The following is a 16993-nucleotide window of genomic DNA, read 5'->3' on the forward strand; positions in this document are numbered from 1 at the left end:
ATTCTTATTTATTAGGATTTTCACAAAGTTCGGTTAATACGCTACAAGTGGATTTGGGGTGAAGAAATGCGATGTTCAACCCTTCGGCTCCTTTGCGAGGAGCTTTATCGATAAGGCGTACCCCTTTGGCTTCTACTTCGGCCAAAGCATTGGCGACACCGTCTTCGATAGCAAACGCCATGTGATGAATTCCCTCGCCGCGTTTTTCTATAAATTTGGCAATAGTGCTATCCTCGCTTGTCGGCTCCAATAATTCGATTTTGGTCTGCCCCACTTTGAAAAAGGCCGTCTTCACTTTCTGGTCGGCAACCTCTTCAATAGAATAGCATTTAAGACCTAAAATGTTTTCATAATAAGGAATGGCTTCTTCGAGACTCTTCACAGCGATTCCCAAATGTTCAATGTGAGAAATGTTCATAATAATTAGTATTTAGTTAACTATACTTTCGATAAAAATTCCTGTTTATAAGATTGGCAAATTTACATCATTTCGGTTTAATAACGAAATAAATCGGGGAAATAAGTACAAACAGAACCAACCCATACTCGCTCGTTTGCGTTTTTTAGATAAACAAAAGAGCAAAGTCAATATGACAAATCGACAGCATTACTGACACAGGACAACAAAGCACTTTGGAAAAGTCTGACAAAAAAAAACATTTTCCTTGCTTTCGTTTTTTGGCATAACATTTGAACAAGATGTTGTGTCTATAAAAAAACAGATAGTAAACAAAATAACGAATTAACAATAAAAGATATAAAATTATGGGAAAGATTATTGGTATTGACTTAGGAACAACCAACTCGTGTGTCGCCGTTATGGAAGGAACCGAGCCGGTAGTAATTGCCAACAGTGAAGGCCGTCGTACGACTCCTTCGATCGTGGCTTTCGTAGATGGTGGTGAACGCAAGGTGGGAGAACCTGCCAAACGTCAGGCCATCACCAACCCTACGAGGACTATTTTCTCGATTAAACGTTTCATGGGTGAAACATTCGATCAGGTAGCTAACGAAATTTCTCGCGTACCTTACAAAGTAGTAAGAAGCGATAATAATACACCGCGTGTAGACATCGACGGTCGTCTCTATTCTCCACAAGAAATTTCGGCAATGATTCTTCAAAAAATGAAAAAAACAGCCGAAGATTTCTTAGGGCAAGAAGTAACCGATGCCGTTATTACCGTACCGGCCTATTTTAACGATTCTCAACGTCAAGCCACGAAAGAAGCCGGTGAAATCGCAGGCTTGAATGTACGTCGTATTGTCAATGAGCCTACTGCTGCCGCATTGGCCTACGGCCTTGACAAGTCAAATAAAGACATGAAAATCGCCGTATTTGACTTGGGTGGTGGTACGTTCGATATTTCTATTCTTGAATTGGGAGACGGTGTATTCGAAGTAAAATCGACCAACGGTGATACTCACCTCGGCGGTGATGACTTCGACCACGTTATCATCGACTGGCTTGCCGATGAATTCAAAAAAGACGAAGGTGTCGATTTGAGAGAAGACCCGATGGCTTTGCAACGTTTGAAAGAAGCAGCCGAAAAAGCTAAAATAGAATTGTCGAGCTCGACATCGACCGAGATTAATTTACCTTACATTATGCCGGTGAACGGTGTACCCAAACACTTGGTTAAAACATTGACTCGTGCCAAATTCGAGCAATTGAGCGACCGATTGATTCAGGCTACTATCGAACCGTGTCGCAAGGCTTTGCAAGATGCGGGTTTAAGTGCCTCTGACATAGACGAAGTAATTCTCGTGGGTGGTTCTACTCGTATCCCTGCTATACAAGCGATTGTAGAAAAATTCTTCGGAAAAACTCCTTCAAAGGGTGTTAACCCCGATGAGGTAGTTGCGGTAGGTGCTGCCATTCAAGGTGCGGTATTGACTGGTGATGTGAAAGATGTATTATTACTCGATGTAACTCCCCTTTCATTGGGTATCGAAACACTGGGTGGCGTAATGACCAAATTGATTGACGCCAACACGACTATTCCTACCCGTAAATCGGAAGTCTTCTCGACGGCTGTCGACAACCAGCCCTCAGTTGAAATCCATGTATTACAGGGTGAGCGCCCTATGGCAAAAGACAACAAAACTATCGGTAAATTCCACTTGGACGGAATTCCGGCAGCCATGCGGGGTGTGCCTCAAATCGAAGTCACGTTCGATATAGATGCCAACGGAATCTTGAATGTATCGGCCAAAGACAAAGGTACAGGTAAAGAACAAAGCATACGTATCGAAGCATCGAGCGGGTTGACCGACGCCGAAATCAAACGAATGAAGGACGAGGCTGCTGCCAATGCTGAAAACGATGCAAAGGAAAAAGAACGTATCGACAAACTGAATCATGCCGATGCTCTCATCTTCCAAACCGAAAAACAGCTTAATGAAATGGGAGACAAGATTCCGGCAGACAAAAAAAGCGCTATCGAGTCGGCTCTGGCTAAATTAAAAGAAGCTCACAAAGCTCAGGATATTGCCGGTATCGATGCCGCTTCGACCGAATTGAACAATGTATTGCAAGCTGCCGCCCAAGACTTGTACAATGCTCAGGCTCAACAACAAGCTGCCGGAGCACAACAAGCTCAACCGGGTGCAGATGCTTCACAAAGCGGAAATAATGGTAAAGATGTTACCGATGTCGATTTCGAGGAAGTGAAGTAAGTTGCAACAAACAACGATAATGAAAAAATAATCTGTGTAGTAGTTACACAGATTATTTTTTTTAACGTCCTCTTCCTTCATTCCATTATCCCCAATAATCCAAAATTCAGACTCTAAATTCTACTCACACACGAAAGCTAAGGATAATAAAGGGTGATTAATTCTCGAACCTTTAAGACATAGGTTCAGCCTCCCTATCCATTGTTATATTCCTCGTTTTCTTATCAATATTTTTCAATTCGAAAAAATACAGGGAAAGCGTTCAAAATGAATTTACCCTCTCTCCTAAAAAATTACCGGGCCTATTTGCTTTTTGCAATAGACCCGGTAACATTATATTAGATTCTATACTTCCCAATTACAGGAGGTACTGCGAACTGATAGACTTATTCTCGTAGACCCGACGAATAGTATCGGCAAACAAGTCAGCGATACTGAGGATATGTACCTTATCGCATTTTTTGGTGTAAGGAATACTATCCGTGAAAATCAATTCGGTCATAGAAGAGTTTTGAACCCGTTCGCTGGCAGGGTCGCTCATCACGGCATGAGAAGCTATGGCACGTACCGAAAGAGCTCCTCTGCTCATCATTAAATCGGCTGCTTTGGTTATCGTCCCGGCCGTATCGACCATATCGTCTACCAAAATGACATTCTTTCCTTCTACATCTCCTATCACTGTCATGCTTTCTACCACATTGGCCTTAGCCCGTTGTTTATGGCATAAAACCAAAGGTACACCCAAGTATTTGGCATAAGTACTGGCTCGTTTGGAACCACCCACATCGGGGGTAGCAACCACCATATCTTTCAATTTCAAAGACTGAATATAGGGAATAAATACAGACGAAGCATACAAGTGGTCTACCGGAACATCGAAGAAACCTTGTATTTGATCGGCATGCAAATCCATCGTTATAAGGCGATTGATACCTGCAACGCTCAATATATCGGCCAACAATTTCGCAGCAATGGAAACACGTGGCTTATCCTTGCGATCTTGGCGAGCCCACCCGAAATAAGGAACAACAGCTACAATAGACTTGGCAGAAGCTCGTTTGGCAGCATCGATCATTAATAACAATTCCATCAGATTGTCGGAATTGGGAAATGTCGATTGCACTAAATAGACTTGACAACCACGGATCGACTCTTCGAAAGAAACGGCAAATTCTCCATCGGCAAAATGCTGAATGTTCATTTGACCTAACTCACAACCCAGACTATTACAAATTTTCTCAGCGAGATACCTTGAATTGGTTCCCGAAAATACCTTGAAAGGAGGTGTTTGACTCATGATTTTTGTGTGTAAAACAGAGATTATTAATTGTACGGCAAAGGTACAATTTCTATTTCAAAATTTTCCTGTACTTTTTTATTTTTTCTGTATCTCTTTGGAAAAATTTTTTAACTCTATTTTCCAAACCGCAGCTCCATACCCCGAAAGGGCGCAAGCAAACGGTATTTCGGGACTCAACTCCTTCATCTCTTTATCTCCTCCAATCAGTTCTAATGCCTCGTATTTACCCGGAACTATTTTCATCGTTTCGAATGCATGATCGGGGATATTGATCTTCACATTCGCCTGCCGGTCATCGAAATTAACAACAATAACTAATAACTCATTTCCATATTTACGAAGGAATGCATATTGCCGATGCGGATTAAAACATGGATTTTCCCCATTGACATACATCAAATCAAAGAAATCGCCATGAACAACAGCTGATTCCAAACGACTAATATTAAGAACCGTTTTATACAAATTTCGTAGTTTTTTCTGCTTTGCTGACAATTTAGATACCGAGCAACGCCCGCTATCGTACCACTGTCTAACCGTGGGCACACTCCAATAGTCGAATATCGTCGTACGACCATCTTTTCCACTGAATCCCTCGGCATCCTCTGCACGCTCACCCAATTCCTGTCCGAAGTATATCATCATAGGTCCTGTATTCATCATCGACGAAACGACCAATGCAGGGAGGACTTTATCGGCATCACCGGCAAACTGGTCGGAAGCGAAGCGCTGTTCGTCATGATTTTCGAGAAAATTCAACATTTTTCCTCCTATTCCATCGACAGACTGCCAACAATAAGTGAGCTGCGCAGCCGATACCTGATGACACAATACCCCTCTCAATTTATCGTACAATCCTACTTTATCATATAGGTAATCGAATTTACCTTTCTCGATATAAACCCGATACAACGCCTGATCATAAATCTCTGCAATGAATATAACCGAGGGATAATTTCCTTTCACTTTCGAAATAGCCCAATTCCAAAACTCGACAGGAACCATGTGGGCCATATCGCAACGAAAAGCATCAACACCTTTCCCACACCAGAATAGGAGAATATCGAGCATTTTGTACCATGTATCGGGTATAGGGTCGAAGTGACAACGGCCACCTCCTGTATAATCCACTCCATAGTTCAGCTTCACCGTTTCATACCAGTCATATTCTCCCGGGAAAGCCCCGAAACAATCATTTCCGGTTGCCTTCGCAGGATATTCGAAATAGCGATCCTCTCCTTCACCTATGTAAAATTGCGGCGTAAATGCCTGCCGAGGTATGTAATAAAAATTATTGGAAGGAGAAAAATGCATCTCCTTGTTGTCATGAGCACCCAAATCATCGACACCTTCTGGCGCAGTATCAGAATGATATTGACGAGCCACATGATTCGGCACGAAATCAAGTACTACTTTCAATCCGACTTCATGTGTACGGGTTACCAACGCCTCGAATTCTTGCATACGTGCCGATGGATCTTCGGCCAAATCGGGATCTATATCATAATAGTCTTTGATAGCATAAGGCGACCCGGCTTCACCCTTAACCACATATTTATTATCCTTTCGAATCCCATATTTCGAATAGTCTGTCTTGGTTGCGTGTTCTATAATCCCCGTATACCAAATATAGTTCGCACCCAACTTTTTTATCTCTCGTAAGACTTTCGAGGTAAAATGGTTTAACTTACCGGCTCCATTCTGCACATAAGTACCATTAGGGACACATGTATCGCACATATTGGAGAACAATCGGGGGAGAACCTGATAGATAACTATTTTCTCATCGGACATATCGCGCGTTTTTTATTTATTCAATTCATTTATTTTGGAAGCATGTTTTCCTGTAAAAAGTTTCAATGTCTGCTGATAGCCGACATTAGCGATATCACGCAAAGCATGAATATCAAATACGGCATATCGTGCAGCCTCTTTCATAGGAATAAAAAGATCGCACAATTTCATATCCTCGATCACATTGCTTTTAGACATGAAGCTATATGAACGAACCGCTATATCCAATATCGATTGCTTATATTGCTTATTAACTAACGGGCTCACATTGATACCTATAACGACATCGCACTCGGGACGAATGGGGTAAACCGGCAAATTACGCAAGACACCTCCATCGACATAATGCGTACCATCGATAAGAACCGGAGGAAATATAATAGGAATACTACACGAAGCCGTTACCCGCTCGGCAATCTCTCCCGATCGCCATGCTACATACTTTCCATGATCAAGGTCGGTAGCCGTAACGACAACCGGGATAGACAAATCCTCGATATTGACTGCTCGCAACGACTTTTGCAAGAAATGTTTAAACCGATCTATTTTAAAAAAGCAGGAACGGGGCAAAGTTATTTCGGCCAAATCATTGAAAGACAAACCTGAAAAAAGGTCTAAGATTTCATCGGGTGAATAGCCGTCGGCATAAAGTACCGCAATAACAGCTCCTGCGCTCGTACCGGATATTATATCCGGCCGAATCCCCAATTCTTCCATTGCTTTCAATGCCCCTACATGGGCAAAACCTTTGGCTCCTCCCCCGCTCAACGTCAAGCCTACACGATAGGGGCGAACTTCTACCGGCAGATTCTCTCTTTCTCTTGCCATTTTCATTTTCGTTTACTGTGCGAAGATAGCATTTTTCAATAAAGCCACAATATATTATGTAGCAAACCATTTATAAATAATGCTTTAAAAATATGTCGGGGAACTTAAATCAAAGCGTACGACGAACTATCACCAATACACCGCCTATCGTCTCATTAATGAAAAGTTCCCCCAAAGCGCGCATACCGGCAAACAAAAAAAGAAATACTACCCGGGAGTTTTTTTCAAAACAGCTCCTAAAAAACGAAGATTTGTTCACCATTATGCTTTCGTTTGTATTATCTTTGTTTCTTGAACAGAAACAAGAGGATATGTCCATGACAATCAACGACGATATAAAACAGGCTTGCGAGGTCATGCAGCGGGGGGGAATCATTTTATATCCCACCGACACAATATGGGGTATCGGTTGCGATGCTACCAATGCAGAAGCGGTACAACGAGTTTATAAAATCAAACAGAGAGCCGACAGCAAAGCCCTTATTATACTTACAGACAGTGAAGCGAAAGTGGAATATTATGTTTCGGAAGTACCCGAAACGGCGTGGCAACTACTCGATGTGGCCGTAAAGCCTCTTACCCTCATCTATCCCGGAGCACGCAACCTTGCAACGAATTTGCTCGCCGATGACGGAAGCATAGCCATACGCATCACAAAAGAACCGTTCTCACAACGATTGTGCCGACAGTTCAGAAAAGCTATCGTATCAACCTCGGCCAATATCAGCGGGAATGCGGCTCCCCATAACTTTTCCGAAATATCGGACGAAATAAAAAATGCCGTCGATTATATCGTAACGGCACGCAGAGACGAAATAAAAGAGTCCCTCCCGTCGAGTATCATCAAACTCGAAGCCGACGGAACTATCAAGATTATACGAGAGTGATCAACGGTAAACGACAAATACGGAGATACGTACTGGGGGATTACCTTACATCGAATGTATCGTGGTTCCTTTTCAATATTGTCCGTTTCCATTTTCCGGGAATTGCAGCGGGCGAATCATTGAAAATGTATTTGCTTTCGCCTCGTGTCATAGAAGGACAAATACTTTTCCCGCTGTTAATGATGTGCGTTTATTATTTGTCGGGATATTACAACCAGCCTTTTTTCAAATCTCGCATTCAAGAATTAATACAGACATTGGGATCTGTATTGGTCAATACACTGTTTATATTTTTTATTGCCCTCATCAACGATGTTCTACGAATAAGAATAGACAATTACGAATTGCTACTTGCTTTATATGCTTTACAATTTGTCTGTGTATATACAGGGCGGGCCATTGTCACAGGAAATGCCACATCTATGATTCACCGCCGAAAATGGCAATTCAACACGCTTATCATCGGTTGCGGTCCCAAAGCAATCAAGCAAATGAAAGAACTCGAAGAACCCAGACAATCGCTCGGTTATCATATCGTCGGATTCATTCGGGTCAACCACGAAACGCCTGCCCCGGAAGCCGAAGGAAGGACATACCCGATAAAACAATTATCCTCGCTGTGTAAACAAAAGAACATTCAAGAGCTTGTCGTTGCCCCGGAAGAAAACGATTTAGCAGAGCTTCATAAACTTATCAATACACTATATCCACTCAACTTACCCATAAAATTGGGGACAGACGAGTTTAACATTATCTCTTCGAGAGTAAGACTAACCAACATCTATGGGGCTCCGCTCATCGACATGAGTAATTGCGCTATCTCCGAGGGAGAAAAGAATATGAAACGAGTAATCGATATCTTTGTTTCTTTTATCGCATTGATCTTACTTTCTCCTTTGTTTCTACTCTTAGCCATACTAATTAAAAAAGACTCGAACGGTCCTATATTTTACAAACAAGAGCGCATAGGTTACAGGCACAGACCGTTCAAAATTTACAAATTTCGAACGATGAAAGCCCATGCAGAGAACGGAATCCCTTTGTTATCGGAAGAAAACGACAAGCGGGTTACTAAAATAGGGAAAGTATTACGGAAATACAGATTGGACGAATTACCACAGTTTTGGAATGTATTGAAAGGAGACATGTCTCTCGTAGGGCCGAGACCTGAACGGGAATACTTTATCCGTCAAATCGTCGAACGAGCTCCTTATTACGTATTATTGCATCAGATACGCCCCGGAATCACATCTTGGGGAATGGTAAAATACGGATATGCTCGAAACGTCGATGAAATGATAGCTCGGTTGAAATACGATATTCTTTACTTGGAAAATATGTCTTTGCTGGTAGACCTCAAAATTATCATCTACACCATCAGAACCGTTATTACAGGAAAAGGAGTATAAATAAACATATATGATTGAAGACGAAGATATAGAAATAGAAGATACCCAAAGGGAAGATAGGCACGATTTGATGATGCGGCTGTTGATGTGGAGGGAAAAACACATCAATGAACACAATTTCGTTTTAATTCTCAGTTTTATTATCGGAATTTGTACTGCCGCCGCTGCTCTCATTCTTAAATTTCTCATACATTTTATACAACAGTTGCTAACATCGCATTTCAATGCCGACAGCGCCAACTATCTTTATCTCATATACCCGATAATAGGTATTTTATTGGCCGGCTTGTACGTACGTTACATTGTAAAAGACGATATCAGTCATGGTGTCACCCGCATACTTTATGCCATATCGCAAAAGAAAAGCCGGCTTAAACCACATAATATGTACACATCGGTCATCGCGAGTTCTATCACAATCGGATTCGGAGGATCAGTCGGAGCGGAAGCTCCCATCGTTTATACCGGGGCTGCGATCGGTTCGAATATAGGAAGGTTGTTTCGCCTCGACCAACGATTACTAATGCTTTTGGTGGGTTGCGGAGCTGCCGCCGCCATTGCGGGAATATTCAAGGCCCCCATCGCCGGAATCTTGTTTACACTCGAAGTACTGATGATCGATATGACTGCAACTTCGGTTTTACCTTTACTCATCTCGTCGATTACCGCAGTCACTGTTTCTTATATCTTTACCGGATACAATGCCGAATTTAGTTTCGTCCAAACCGAACCGTTCGTCGCCGCCCGCATACCATACGTTATTTTTCTCGGTTTCTTTTGCGGATTTGTTTCTCTTTATTTTACCCGCATTATGAACCGTATGGAAGATATATTCCGCCGGATAGGGACTCCATGGAAAAAATTCATTCTCGGTTCGCTCATTCTAAGTTGTTCTATTTTTCTATTACCGCCACTGTACGGCGAAGGTTATGGAGCCATTACCAGCTTGCTGAACGACAATCTCAAACAACTGGCCGAAGGGAGTTTATTTTATACTGAGAATGGAAATATGTGGGTCATGATGCTCTTCTTGGGACTCATCATACTCGTAAAGGTATTAGCGACCAGTGCGACCAATGGCGGAGGTGGTGTAGGAGGAACCTTCGCACCCAGTTTGTACGTAGGGTGTTTCGCAGGTTTCTTCTTTGCCTATGTTCTTAATCATACAGGACTATTACCCATGGAGCTTTCTGACAAAAATTTCGCATTGATGGGTATGGCAGGAGTCATGGCCGCCGTTATGCACGCCCCGCTCATGGCTATTTTCTTGACAACGGAACTTACCGGTGGGTATGATTTATTCCTACCGTTAATGATTACCTCGACCGTAGCTTATGCAACGATAAAAGTGTTCGAACCACATAGCATATATACCATGCGTCTGGCAAAAAAAGGAGAACTACTCACCCATCACAAGGATAAAGCCGTACTTACTCTTTTGAAGATGGACAGTGTCATCGAAAAAGATTTTATCGAAGTACACCCGAATATGAGTCTCGGAGACATGGTAAAGGTTATTTCGCAATCCCATCGTAACATATTCCCGGTAACCGACAATGACAATACATTATTAGGCATCGTCATACTCGACGACATACGCAATATCATGTTTAGGCCAGAACTGTATAACCGTTTCTATGTCAGAAAATTCATGACCATGCCCCCAGCCAAAATAGAAATAGGGAGCAACATGGATAATGTCATGAAATTATTTGACCAAACCAACGCATGGAATCTACCTGTCGTAGAAAACGGGAAATATATCGGGTTTGTTTCCAAATCAAAAATTTTCAATTCGTACCGGCGGGTACTCGTTCACTTTTCTCAAGATTAAAAACAATGGAAAAACAAGATTTACGCATCATCTATATGGGTACTCCCGACTTCGCTGTCGAGAGTCTGAAACGCCTTGTCGAAGGAGGATACAATGTCGTGGCTGTTATTACCATGCCTGACAAACCGGCCGGCAGAGGCCACAAAATACAATACTCTCCGGTCAAAGAATACGCTCTTAGCCGAGGTTTACCGATTCTACAACCGGAGAAACTGAAAGACGAGTGCTTTATCGAACAGTTGAGAGAGTTACACGCCGACCTGCAAATTGTAGTAGCTTTTCGCATGCTTCCCGAAATCGTATGGAACATGCCCCGTCTGGGTACTTTCAATTTACACGCTTCGCTTTTACCTCAATACAGAGGAGCCGCTCCTCTCAATTGGGCTATTATCAACGGCGACACAGAAACAGGAATCACGACATTCTTCCTCAAACACGAAATCGATACGGGCGAAATCATACAGCAACGAAGAATCCCTATACTTCCCGAAGATAATGTAGGGACAATACACGACAAATTAATGACATTGGGAGCCAATATGGTAGTCGAAACTGTCGACGCCATTATCTCCGGGAATGTCACCCCTATCGATCAAGCCTCTATCCAAACTGACGAACCCTTACGGCCTGCGCCCAAAATATTTAAGGAAACATGCCATATCGACTGGAAAAAGACAAGCGAGCAAATCCATAACCTCGTAAGGGGACTGTCTCCCTATCCGGCCGCATGGTGCGAATGGATATCGCCGGATAATAATCGTTTCGGAGTAAAAATATACCGTACAACCCCCCTACCCTCCAAACATAACTATGCACCGGGGTCTATACACACAGATGGAAAAAATCATATTGACATAGCTTGTACCGACGGATTTATACGGATAGAAGAGTTACAACTCGCTGGGAAAAAGAGAATGGCTGCACCCGATTTATTACGGGGTTTTCATCTTAACGACGAATTTCGTTGCGAATAAAAAGCCGACTACTTCCTACGTACCGGAACAGTATGCACAACATGTCCGATAAAAGAAACAATTTTACGGGGAGAAAATGATTTCGCCGCAACGATGAGAATTACGGCAACAAGGATCATAAATATACCGATTCCCAACCGCAACGTAAAAATCTCACCAAACACAGTCACACCGATAATCACGGCAGTGAGAGGCTCCAATGCACCCATAATAGCCGTAGGTGTAGAACCGATAGCATGAACGGCCATAGTCATCGTCACCAAAGAAATAACCGTAGGGACCAAAGCTAACATAATAGCAAACAGCCACATACGTGGAGTAGTAAGCGGTTGCAAATAATTACTTCCGTCGAAAAACGAATGAAAGACTATGGCTACCATACAAAACAGCAAGACATAAAAAGTCAGCTTTATAGATGAAAGTTTTATCGACGACTGATTGATTACGACAATATAAAGGGCATAAGTTAACGATGCAATCATAACCAACGATACGCCCAAACCATTTAATCCGGCTCCTGTTCCTCCCCGGTAAAGCAAGGCTATCCCCGATAGAGCAAGAATAATCGAAAACATAGTCACTGGCGATATACGCTCCTTAAAGAATAGAGACATAATGACAGCTACCATTATAGGATACACAAACAACAAAGTCGAAGCTATACCGGCATCCATGTGGTGAAAACTCGTATAAAAAGTCAGAGAAGACACAGCAAACAAGATTCCTAACAAACACAATGTTTTCACCTCTTTGCGAGACAATTTAAATGACTGTTTCTGAATAAACAGAATACATGCCAAAACAACTGCCGCCAATGAAAAACGATAAAACAAAACCGAATTCGAATTCAATCCTTCTTGATATAAGAATAATGCCCCCAACGGGTTTGTTCCATAACTGACCGCAGAAACAATTCCTAATATTGTACCCTTGACTTTCAGATTCATCTTACTTTATTTTTTGGGGTGCAAAGATAGCAAATCTCCAAAAGAAAGAATTATTTTTATAGGACTTTTTCTGCTTGTTATAAAACCCTCTTAGAATGCATTTTTTTCTCCACGAAAAGCATTCACGACAGTGAGGAATATAATCTTGATGTCGAGCCAAAAATTCCAATGTTCGATATACCAAACGTCATATTCTACCCGACGTTCCATCTGCCACAACTCCCGAGTCTCCCCTCTATACCCGTTTACTTGTGCCCAACCGGTAATGCCCGGTTTAATAAGATGACGAAGCATGTATTTATCTATAATCTTCGAATAATCCTGCGTATGTTTCACCATGTGAGGACGCGGACCAACGACCGACATATCCCCCACAAAAACATTGATAAATTGAGGTAATTCGTCCAAACTCGTCTTCCGTAAAAATTCTCCGACTCTTGTTTTTCTAGGATCATGACGAGAAGCCTGCAACTGATCGCTATTAGCATTGACTTTCATCGTCCGAAACTTATAGCAATTAAATTCTTTCCCCTTAAATCCTGTCCGTTTCTGCTTAAAAAATACTGGACCCGGAGACGACAATTTAACGGCAATAGCAATAGGAGTGAAAATAATGGGAGAACAAACCAGTACAATTGATGAAAACAATAGATCGAACACCCTCTTCAAGAAACGCGAAAAGATATTTTGTAAAGGTTCTGGATGCAACGAAAGAACCGGGACATTACCTACTAACTGAAATTCGAGCTGACGATGAATATATCGACCGACATCAGGAACCATATAAAACGAGATATTACTGGCTTCGGAAAACTTCAATAACCGAGTTATCTTTTCTTCTTGCCTCATCGGTAACGCACAATAAATCTCATCGACTTTATTTTCTATCACGAAATCCTCGACAGAAGAACAGTCCCCTTGAAAATTCGGCAAAGATTTCTTTAACGACAGATTATCATCGAAAAAGCCCATAAATTTATAGCCATATCCGGCATCGGAACGTAACTCGTCTAATAATTTTATACCCATAGCCCCGGCTCCTACAATAACTACTTTCTTGAAGTTATAGCCTTTCCGTCGAAAATATTTCAAAAGTTTTCTCGATCCGATCCACCACACGGCCAACAAGACCGATAGAAGCAAATAGAACCTCAACAATACTCGCGCTCCAATATTATCGATTTGCAAAAAGAATATCAATAATAGAAAAACCGCTAAGTGGCACAACACGGCCTGTGTAACTTTTATCAAGACTCTATCGACATGTAAAATACGCAATTCATGTATTTTTGCAAAAAGTGAAAATACCGGGAAATAAGAAAGATTAAGTAACAGCCATATTATTTTCACACCAAATCCGCCGTCGAATCCGCCACCCCAATAACAAACTACGGCATAGGCAATATTCAAGCAAAAGAAGTCGCCGATGACAATCAGTGACTTTATCATATGTCCATACCGCCCACGTGCCATTCTCTCTTTCTTACTTTTTTACACGACTAACTACATAAATATTTTTCAGAGAGCTTTACTTTTCTCCCGGAAATAACAGGGCAACTCCAATTTATTGAGCCGCCCTGTTTATAAAATACGTTGTTCTTAATTACAAATTCTTATCTATAAGTTGCACTTTTTGTTCGATAAGCTGCATATCCTCTCGAATTTTTTGCATTTTCCGTTCCATCTCTTTTAACAAGCCACCGGATTTCTTCGAAGATATATTCAAAAATCCTATATTATTCTCATAGGTTTTCAACTCGCCTTTTTTCTGTTCATACATGCGCAAAAGTCTTTCTCTCTCCCGATAGAGTTTATCGTGGTTCGTATCGGCCATTTGCTGTACCGTAGCCGAGAAGTTACTTAACCGATTGCGATTCTCATTCATATTCAAACGGGAGAAAAGAGTATCGAGTAAAGACTGATATTCTTTATATATTTTATCTTTCTCTTTAAAAGGTACATGACCGATCGAATTCCACTGAGCCATCAAGTCACGAACTATTTTGACGGCTTCTGTACTATCCATAGATTCATCTATCTCTTTCAATTTATCGATAATACCCCGCTTGTTTTCCAAGTTTTCTTGTTCTACTTGTCGAGTGGAAGCCAATTGTTCATTCTTTTGCGCAAAGAAATAATCACATGCCGTAACAAAACGTTTCCAAATAGCATCGGAATGTTTTTTAGCCACAGGGCCTATTGTTTTCCATTCTTTTTGCAAAGCGACAAGAATGTCGGCAGTAGCTTTCCAATCAGTACTGTCTTTTAATGCCTCTGCTTTTTCACACAACGCTTTTTTCTTTTCGAGATTCTCTGCCATTCTTTCCTTGACAGCTTTGAAGTACTCGGCTTTTTTTGCAAAAAATTCATCGCAACTTTTACGGAATCTCTCGAATAACTGATTATTCATCTTCCGTGAGGCAAACCCCAACGTTTTCCATTTACCCTGTAAATCGAGAACTTGCTTCGTAGCATCGTCCCATTGAGCAAAAGAAGTCAATAAACTTAAATCCATCGACTCGATTTCCTCACATAAAGCAATCTTGGCTTCTTCATTTTTACGTTCCACTTCTTTACGCGCCTCAAAAAAACTTTGATAGCGTTTATTTACTTCTGTTGAAGCATCTTTAAACCTATTCCACAAATCTTCTCTCAGCTCCTTGGCGACGGGACCTATTCCGCGCCATTCGTCATGCAATAATTGTAATTGCTTAAATGCTGCTACAACATCGTCATTTGCCAATAATGCTTCTGCTGCATCACAAAGAGCGGTCTTCTGTTCCAGATTTTTCTTGAAATCATAATCCCGTAACTCTTTATTTATTTTCAACAAGTCATAAAAATTCTCGACGTAAGACTGGAACTTTTTCCAAAGACCAGACACCGCCGCCGAGGGTAATTCGCAAGGCTCTTTGAACGATTGCTGCAACTCTTGAAAACGGGTATATTGTCTGTTTATATTATCCGAATCTTCGGTAATAGATTTCATCTCTTCCAAAATTTGTTGCTTACGCTCCAAATTTTCTTCTCTTTGCTTTTCGAGCAAGGCCGTATATTCGGCTTTTTTCTCTCGAAAAACAGATAACAAAGACTTTAATGTTTCCTCCTGTTCATCGGGCATTGGCACAAATTCAGCCTCTGGGTTACCCGCGGCTATAAAGGCGTTACGAGCCTCTTCTATTTCAATTTTTTTCTGTTTATAATAAGCCTGTTTCAGTTCGTCAACTTCATCTTTGACTTCTTCAACCGAACCTTCTACCAGTTTTCTCAACGAGTCTATAATTTCTTCTCTCGAAAGCCGTGAAGTCGATTGTACCGAATTTTGTTCCTCCTCGGCGGGAGTAATAGTTTGACCTGCAAGAAGTTCTTCTGTATTCATGTCAGGTTTTTCAAGCGCTGTTGTCATAGTATAATCTATTTTTATGAGGAATAAACTCTCTATTATCTATACAAATTAAAAAAAATATTTTGTCATTTCATACAAAAAAATCATATTATTTTCACAGAAGTATCGTCTTTTTCATCAGAAAGGAAATTTTGGTCATTAGGAGTCGTATCTTGACGAAGAATCTCTACACAACCAAAACCAAGATTTACTTTCTCCCCTATTCCCGTTTCATACATTATCTGATGGAGAATAGGACTCATTGATAATTTGAATTTATACATATATCCTATAACTTTCGACTCTTCGGGAGTAAACCGCATCATAAAAATTCCTTTTCTTTTCGGTTCGGAAAGCAAACTCCATGAAAATCCTGTATCACCATCAAAAGGCCGACCGAAAATCTTTTCATATTTTCCCAGCACCGAGCGATAAAAACAATCGGCATACCCGGGATAATCGGGCCCGACATATTCCATGCTCCGATTGGGGCGAGCCACCATAAACACGATTGGAGATAAAGCCAAATACTCTGCTTCCTCTCCAAACTCAGGAGCCGGACATTCAACGATATCTTCGACCTCTAACTCCACCCGACTACGCCTATCCCAAGTACAAAAGTTTCTCCCGAAAAAAGTTGCTTTACAAACTCGTGAGTCCCCCGAACAGGCAAAAAAGAAATCCACATTTGAACCCTCTTCACCAAAATATGTAATCTGTCATACTCTACCCGAATGCGGGGGATATATAAATTTGAAAACGAAAACAAGCGATTACGGCAATCATCGATCGGAGCGAAACCGTTGCTCGAAAGCCAGTGTAAATATAGCTCGAAATTTTCCCGAATACGACGATATACAGCTGCCGACAATTCGTATTGGTAGCTTACAGGCAAAACACTACCAAAACTTTCCGATTTAACCGACAACACTAACTTAAAACGCATAGTACTATTCTAT

Annotated in this window: 14 protein-coding genes; 5 read left to right on the plus strand and 9 right to left on the minus strand. The window is 41.4% G+C overall.

Features of this window, described 5'->3' with window-relative positions; translation table 11 throughout:
* Positions 1-4: 4 nt before the first annotated feature.
* Positions 5-418, minus strand: a complete 414-nt coding sequence (mce, locus tag NBH06_RS01140) for a methylmalonyl-CoA epimerase (RefSeq protein WP_008860903.1) — start codon at positions 416-418, stop codon at positions 5-7.
* A 347-nt stretch (positions 419-765) separates the two neighbouring features.
* On the opposite strand from mce, the gene dnaK reads away from it, so the two are divergent.
* Positions 766-2676 (plus strand): molecular chaperone DnaK, encoded by a 1911-nt coding sequence (gene dnaK, locus NBH06_RS01145; protein ID WP_008860904.1) that lies wholly within the window; start codon positions 766-768, stop codon positions 2674-2676.
* Between the two features lie 358 nt (positions 2677-3034).
* On the opposite strand, the gene NBH06_RS01150 is transcribed toward dnaK, so the two are convergent.
* The 3 genes from NBH06_RS01150 to NBH06_RS01160 form a co-directional block, all read right to left on the minus strand.
* Positions 3035-3973: a ribose-phosphate pyrophosphokinase gene (locus tag NBH06_RS01150; protein ID WP_008860906.1), complete on the minus strand. Its 939-nt coding sequence runs from the start codon at positions 3971-3973 to the stop codon at positions 3035-3037.
* 78 nt (positions 3974-4051) lie between these two features.
* Positions 4052-5770, minus strand: coding sequence for an alpha-amylase family glycosyl hydrolase (locus tag NBH06_RS01155; RefSeq protein WP_195342484.1), 1719 nt, complete (start codon positions 5768-5770; stop codon positions 4052-4054).
* 12 nt (positions 5771-5782) lie between these two features.
* Positions 5783-6598, minus strand: coding sequence for a patatin-like phospholipase family protein (locus NBH06_RS01160; protein ID WP_021892098.1), 816 nt, complete (start codon positions 6596-6598; stop codon positions 5783-5785).
* A gap of 323 nt (positions 6599-6921) precedes the next feature.
* Here NBH06_RS01160 and NBH06_RS01165 point away from each other — a divergent pair, with 323 nt between their 5' ends.
* The 4 genes from NBH06_RS01165 (at position 6922) to fmt (ending at position 11702) form a co-directional block, all read left to right on the plus strand.
* Positions 6922-7485 carry an L-threonylcarbamoyladenylate synthase gene (locus NBH06_RS01165; protein ID WP_040295907.1) on the plus strand — a complete coding sequence of 188 codons (564 nt, stop codon included), beginning with the start codon at positions 6922-6924 and terminating at the stop codon, positions 7483-7485.
* Positions 7482-8894 (plus strand): sugar transferase, encoded by a 1413-nt coding sequence (locus tag NBH06_RS01170; protein WP_250792371.1) that lies wholly within the window; start codon positions 7482-7484, stop codon positions 8892-8894. Before NBH06_RS01165 ends, NBH06_RS01170 begins: the two co-directional genes overlap by 4 nt.
* Before the next feature lie 70 nt (positions 8895-8964).
* On the plus strand, positions 8965-10728 hold the full coding sequence (locus NBH06_RS01175; RefSeq protein WP_040295909.1) for a chloride channel protein: 1764 nt from the start codon (positions 8965-8967) through the stop codon (positions 10726-10728).
* Between the two features lie 5 nt (positions 10729-10733).
* The gene (fmt, locus tag NBH06_RS01180; RefSeq protein ID WP_250792373.1) at positions 10734-11702 is read left to right on the plus strand and encodes a methionyl-tRNA formyltransferase; all 969 of its coding nucleotides are present in this window, start codon (positions 10734-10736) and stop codon (positions 11700-11702) included.
* 8 nt (positions 11703-11710) lie between these two features.
* On the opposite strand, the gene NBH06_RS01185 is transcribed toward fmt, so the two are convergent.
* From NBH06_RS01185 to NBH06_RS01205, 5 genes are all read right to left on the minus strand, one after another.
* Positions 11711-12649, minus strand: coding sequence for an EamA family transporter (locus NBH06_RS01185; protein WP_046414407.1), 939 nt, complete (start codon positions 12647-12649; stop codon positions 11711-11713).
* Positions 12650-12739: 90 nt separating this feature from the next.
* The gene (locus tag NBH06_RS01190) at positions 12740-14122 is read right to left on the minus strand and encodes an undecaprenyl-phosphate glucose phosphotransferase (protein WP_008860914.1); all 1383 of its coding nucleotides are present in this window, start codon (positions 14120-14122) and stop codon (positions 12740-12742) included.
* A 130-nt stretch (positions 14123-14252) separates the two neighbouring features.
* Positions 14253-16055 carry a DUF349 domain-containing protein gene (locus tag NBH06_RS01195; protein ID WP_046412204.1) on the minus strand — a complete coding sequence of 601 codons (1803 nt, stop codon included), beginning with the start codon at positions 16053-16055 and terminating at the stop codon, positions 14253-14255.
* 83 nt (positions 16056-16138) lie between these two features.
* On the minus strand, positions 16139-16627 hold the full coding sequence (locus NBH06_RS01200; protein WP_250792375.1) for a CRISPR-associated endoribonuclease Cas6: 489 nt from the start codon (positions 16625-16627) through the stop codon (positions 16139-16141).
* Entirely contained in the window at positions 16618-16980 is a 363-nt protein-coding gene (locus NBH06_RS01205) for a hypothetical protein (RefSeq protein ID WP_250792377.1), read from the minus strand. Before NBH06_RS01205 ends, NBH06_RS01200 begins: the two co-directional genes overlap by 10 nt.
* Positions 16981-16993: the final 13 nt, after the last annotated feature.

Source organism: Barnesiella sp. B2-R-119, assembly GCF_023656675.1.
GTDB classification, from domain to species: domain Bacteria; phylum Bacteroidota; class Bacteroidia; order Bacteroidales; family Barnesiellaceae; genus Barnesiella; species Barnesiella intestinihominis.

Coding starts and splice junctions, on each gene's coding strand:
- NBH06_RS01185 (WP_046414407.1), bottom strand. CDS start 12,649: ATGAATCTGAAAGTCAAGGGTACAATATTAGGAATTGTTTCTGCGGTC.
- fmt (WP_250792373.1), top strand. CDS start 10,734: ATGGAAAAACAAGATTTACGCATCATCTATATGGGTACTCCCGACTTC.
- NBH06_RS01150 (WP_008860906.1), bottom strand. CDS start 3,973: ATGAGTCAAACACCTCCTTTCAAGGTATTTTCGGGAACCAATTCAAGG.
- dnaK (WP_008860904.1), top strand. CDS start 766: ATGGGAAAGATTATTGGTATTGACTTAGGAACAACCAACTCGTGTGTC.
- NBH06_RS01175 (WP_040295909.1), top strand. CDS start 8,965: ATGATGCGGCTGTTGATGTGGAGGGAAAAACACATCAATGAACACAAT.
- NBH06_RS01195 (WP_046412204.1), bottom strand. CDS start 16,055: ATGACAACAGCGCTTGAAAAACCTGACATGAATACAGAAGAACTTCTT.
- mce (WP_008860903.1), bottom strand. CDS start 418: ATGAACATTTCTCACATTGAACATTTGGGAATCGCTGTGAAGAGTCTC.
- NBH06_RS01205 (WP_250792377.1), bottom strand. CDS start 16,980: ATGCGTTTTAAGTTAGTGTTGTCGGTTAAATCGGAAAGTTTTGGTAGT.
- NBH06_RS01190 (WP_008860914.1), bottom strand. CDS start 14,122: ATGGCACGTGGGCGGTATGGACATATGATAAAGTCACTGATTGTCATC.
- NBH06_RS01155 (WP_195342484.1), bottom strand. CDS start 5,770: ATGTCCGATGAGAAAATAGTTATCTATCAGGTTCTCCCCCGATTGTTC.
- NBH06_RS01160 (WP_021892098.1), bottom strand. CDS start 6,598: ATGGCAAGAGAAAGAGAGAATCTGCCGGTAGAAGTTCGCCCCTATCGT.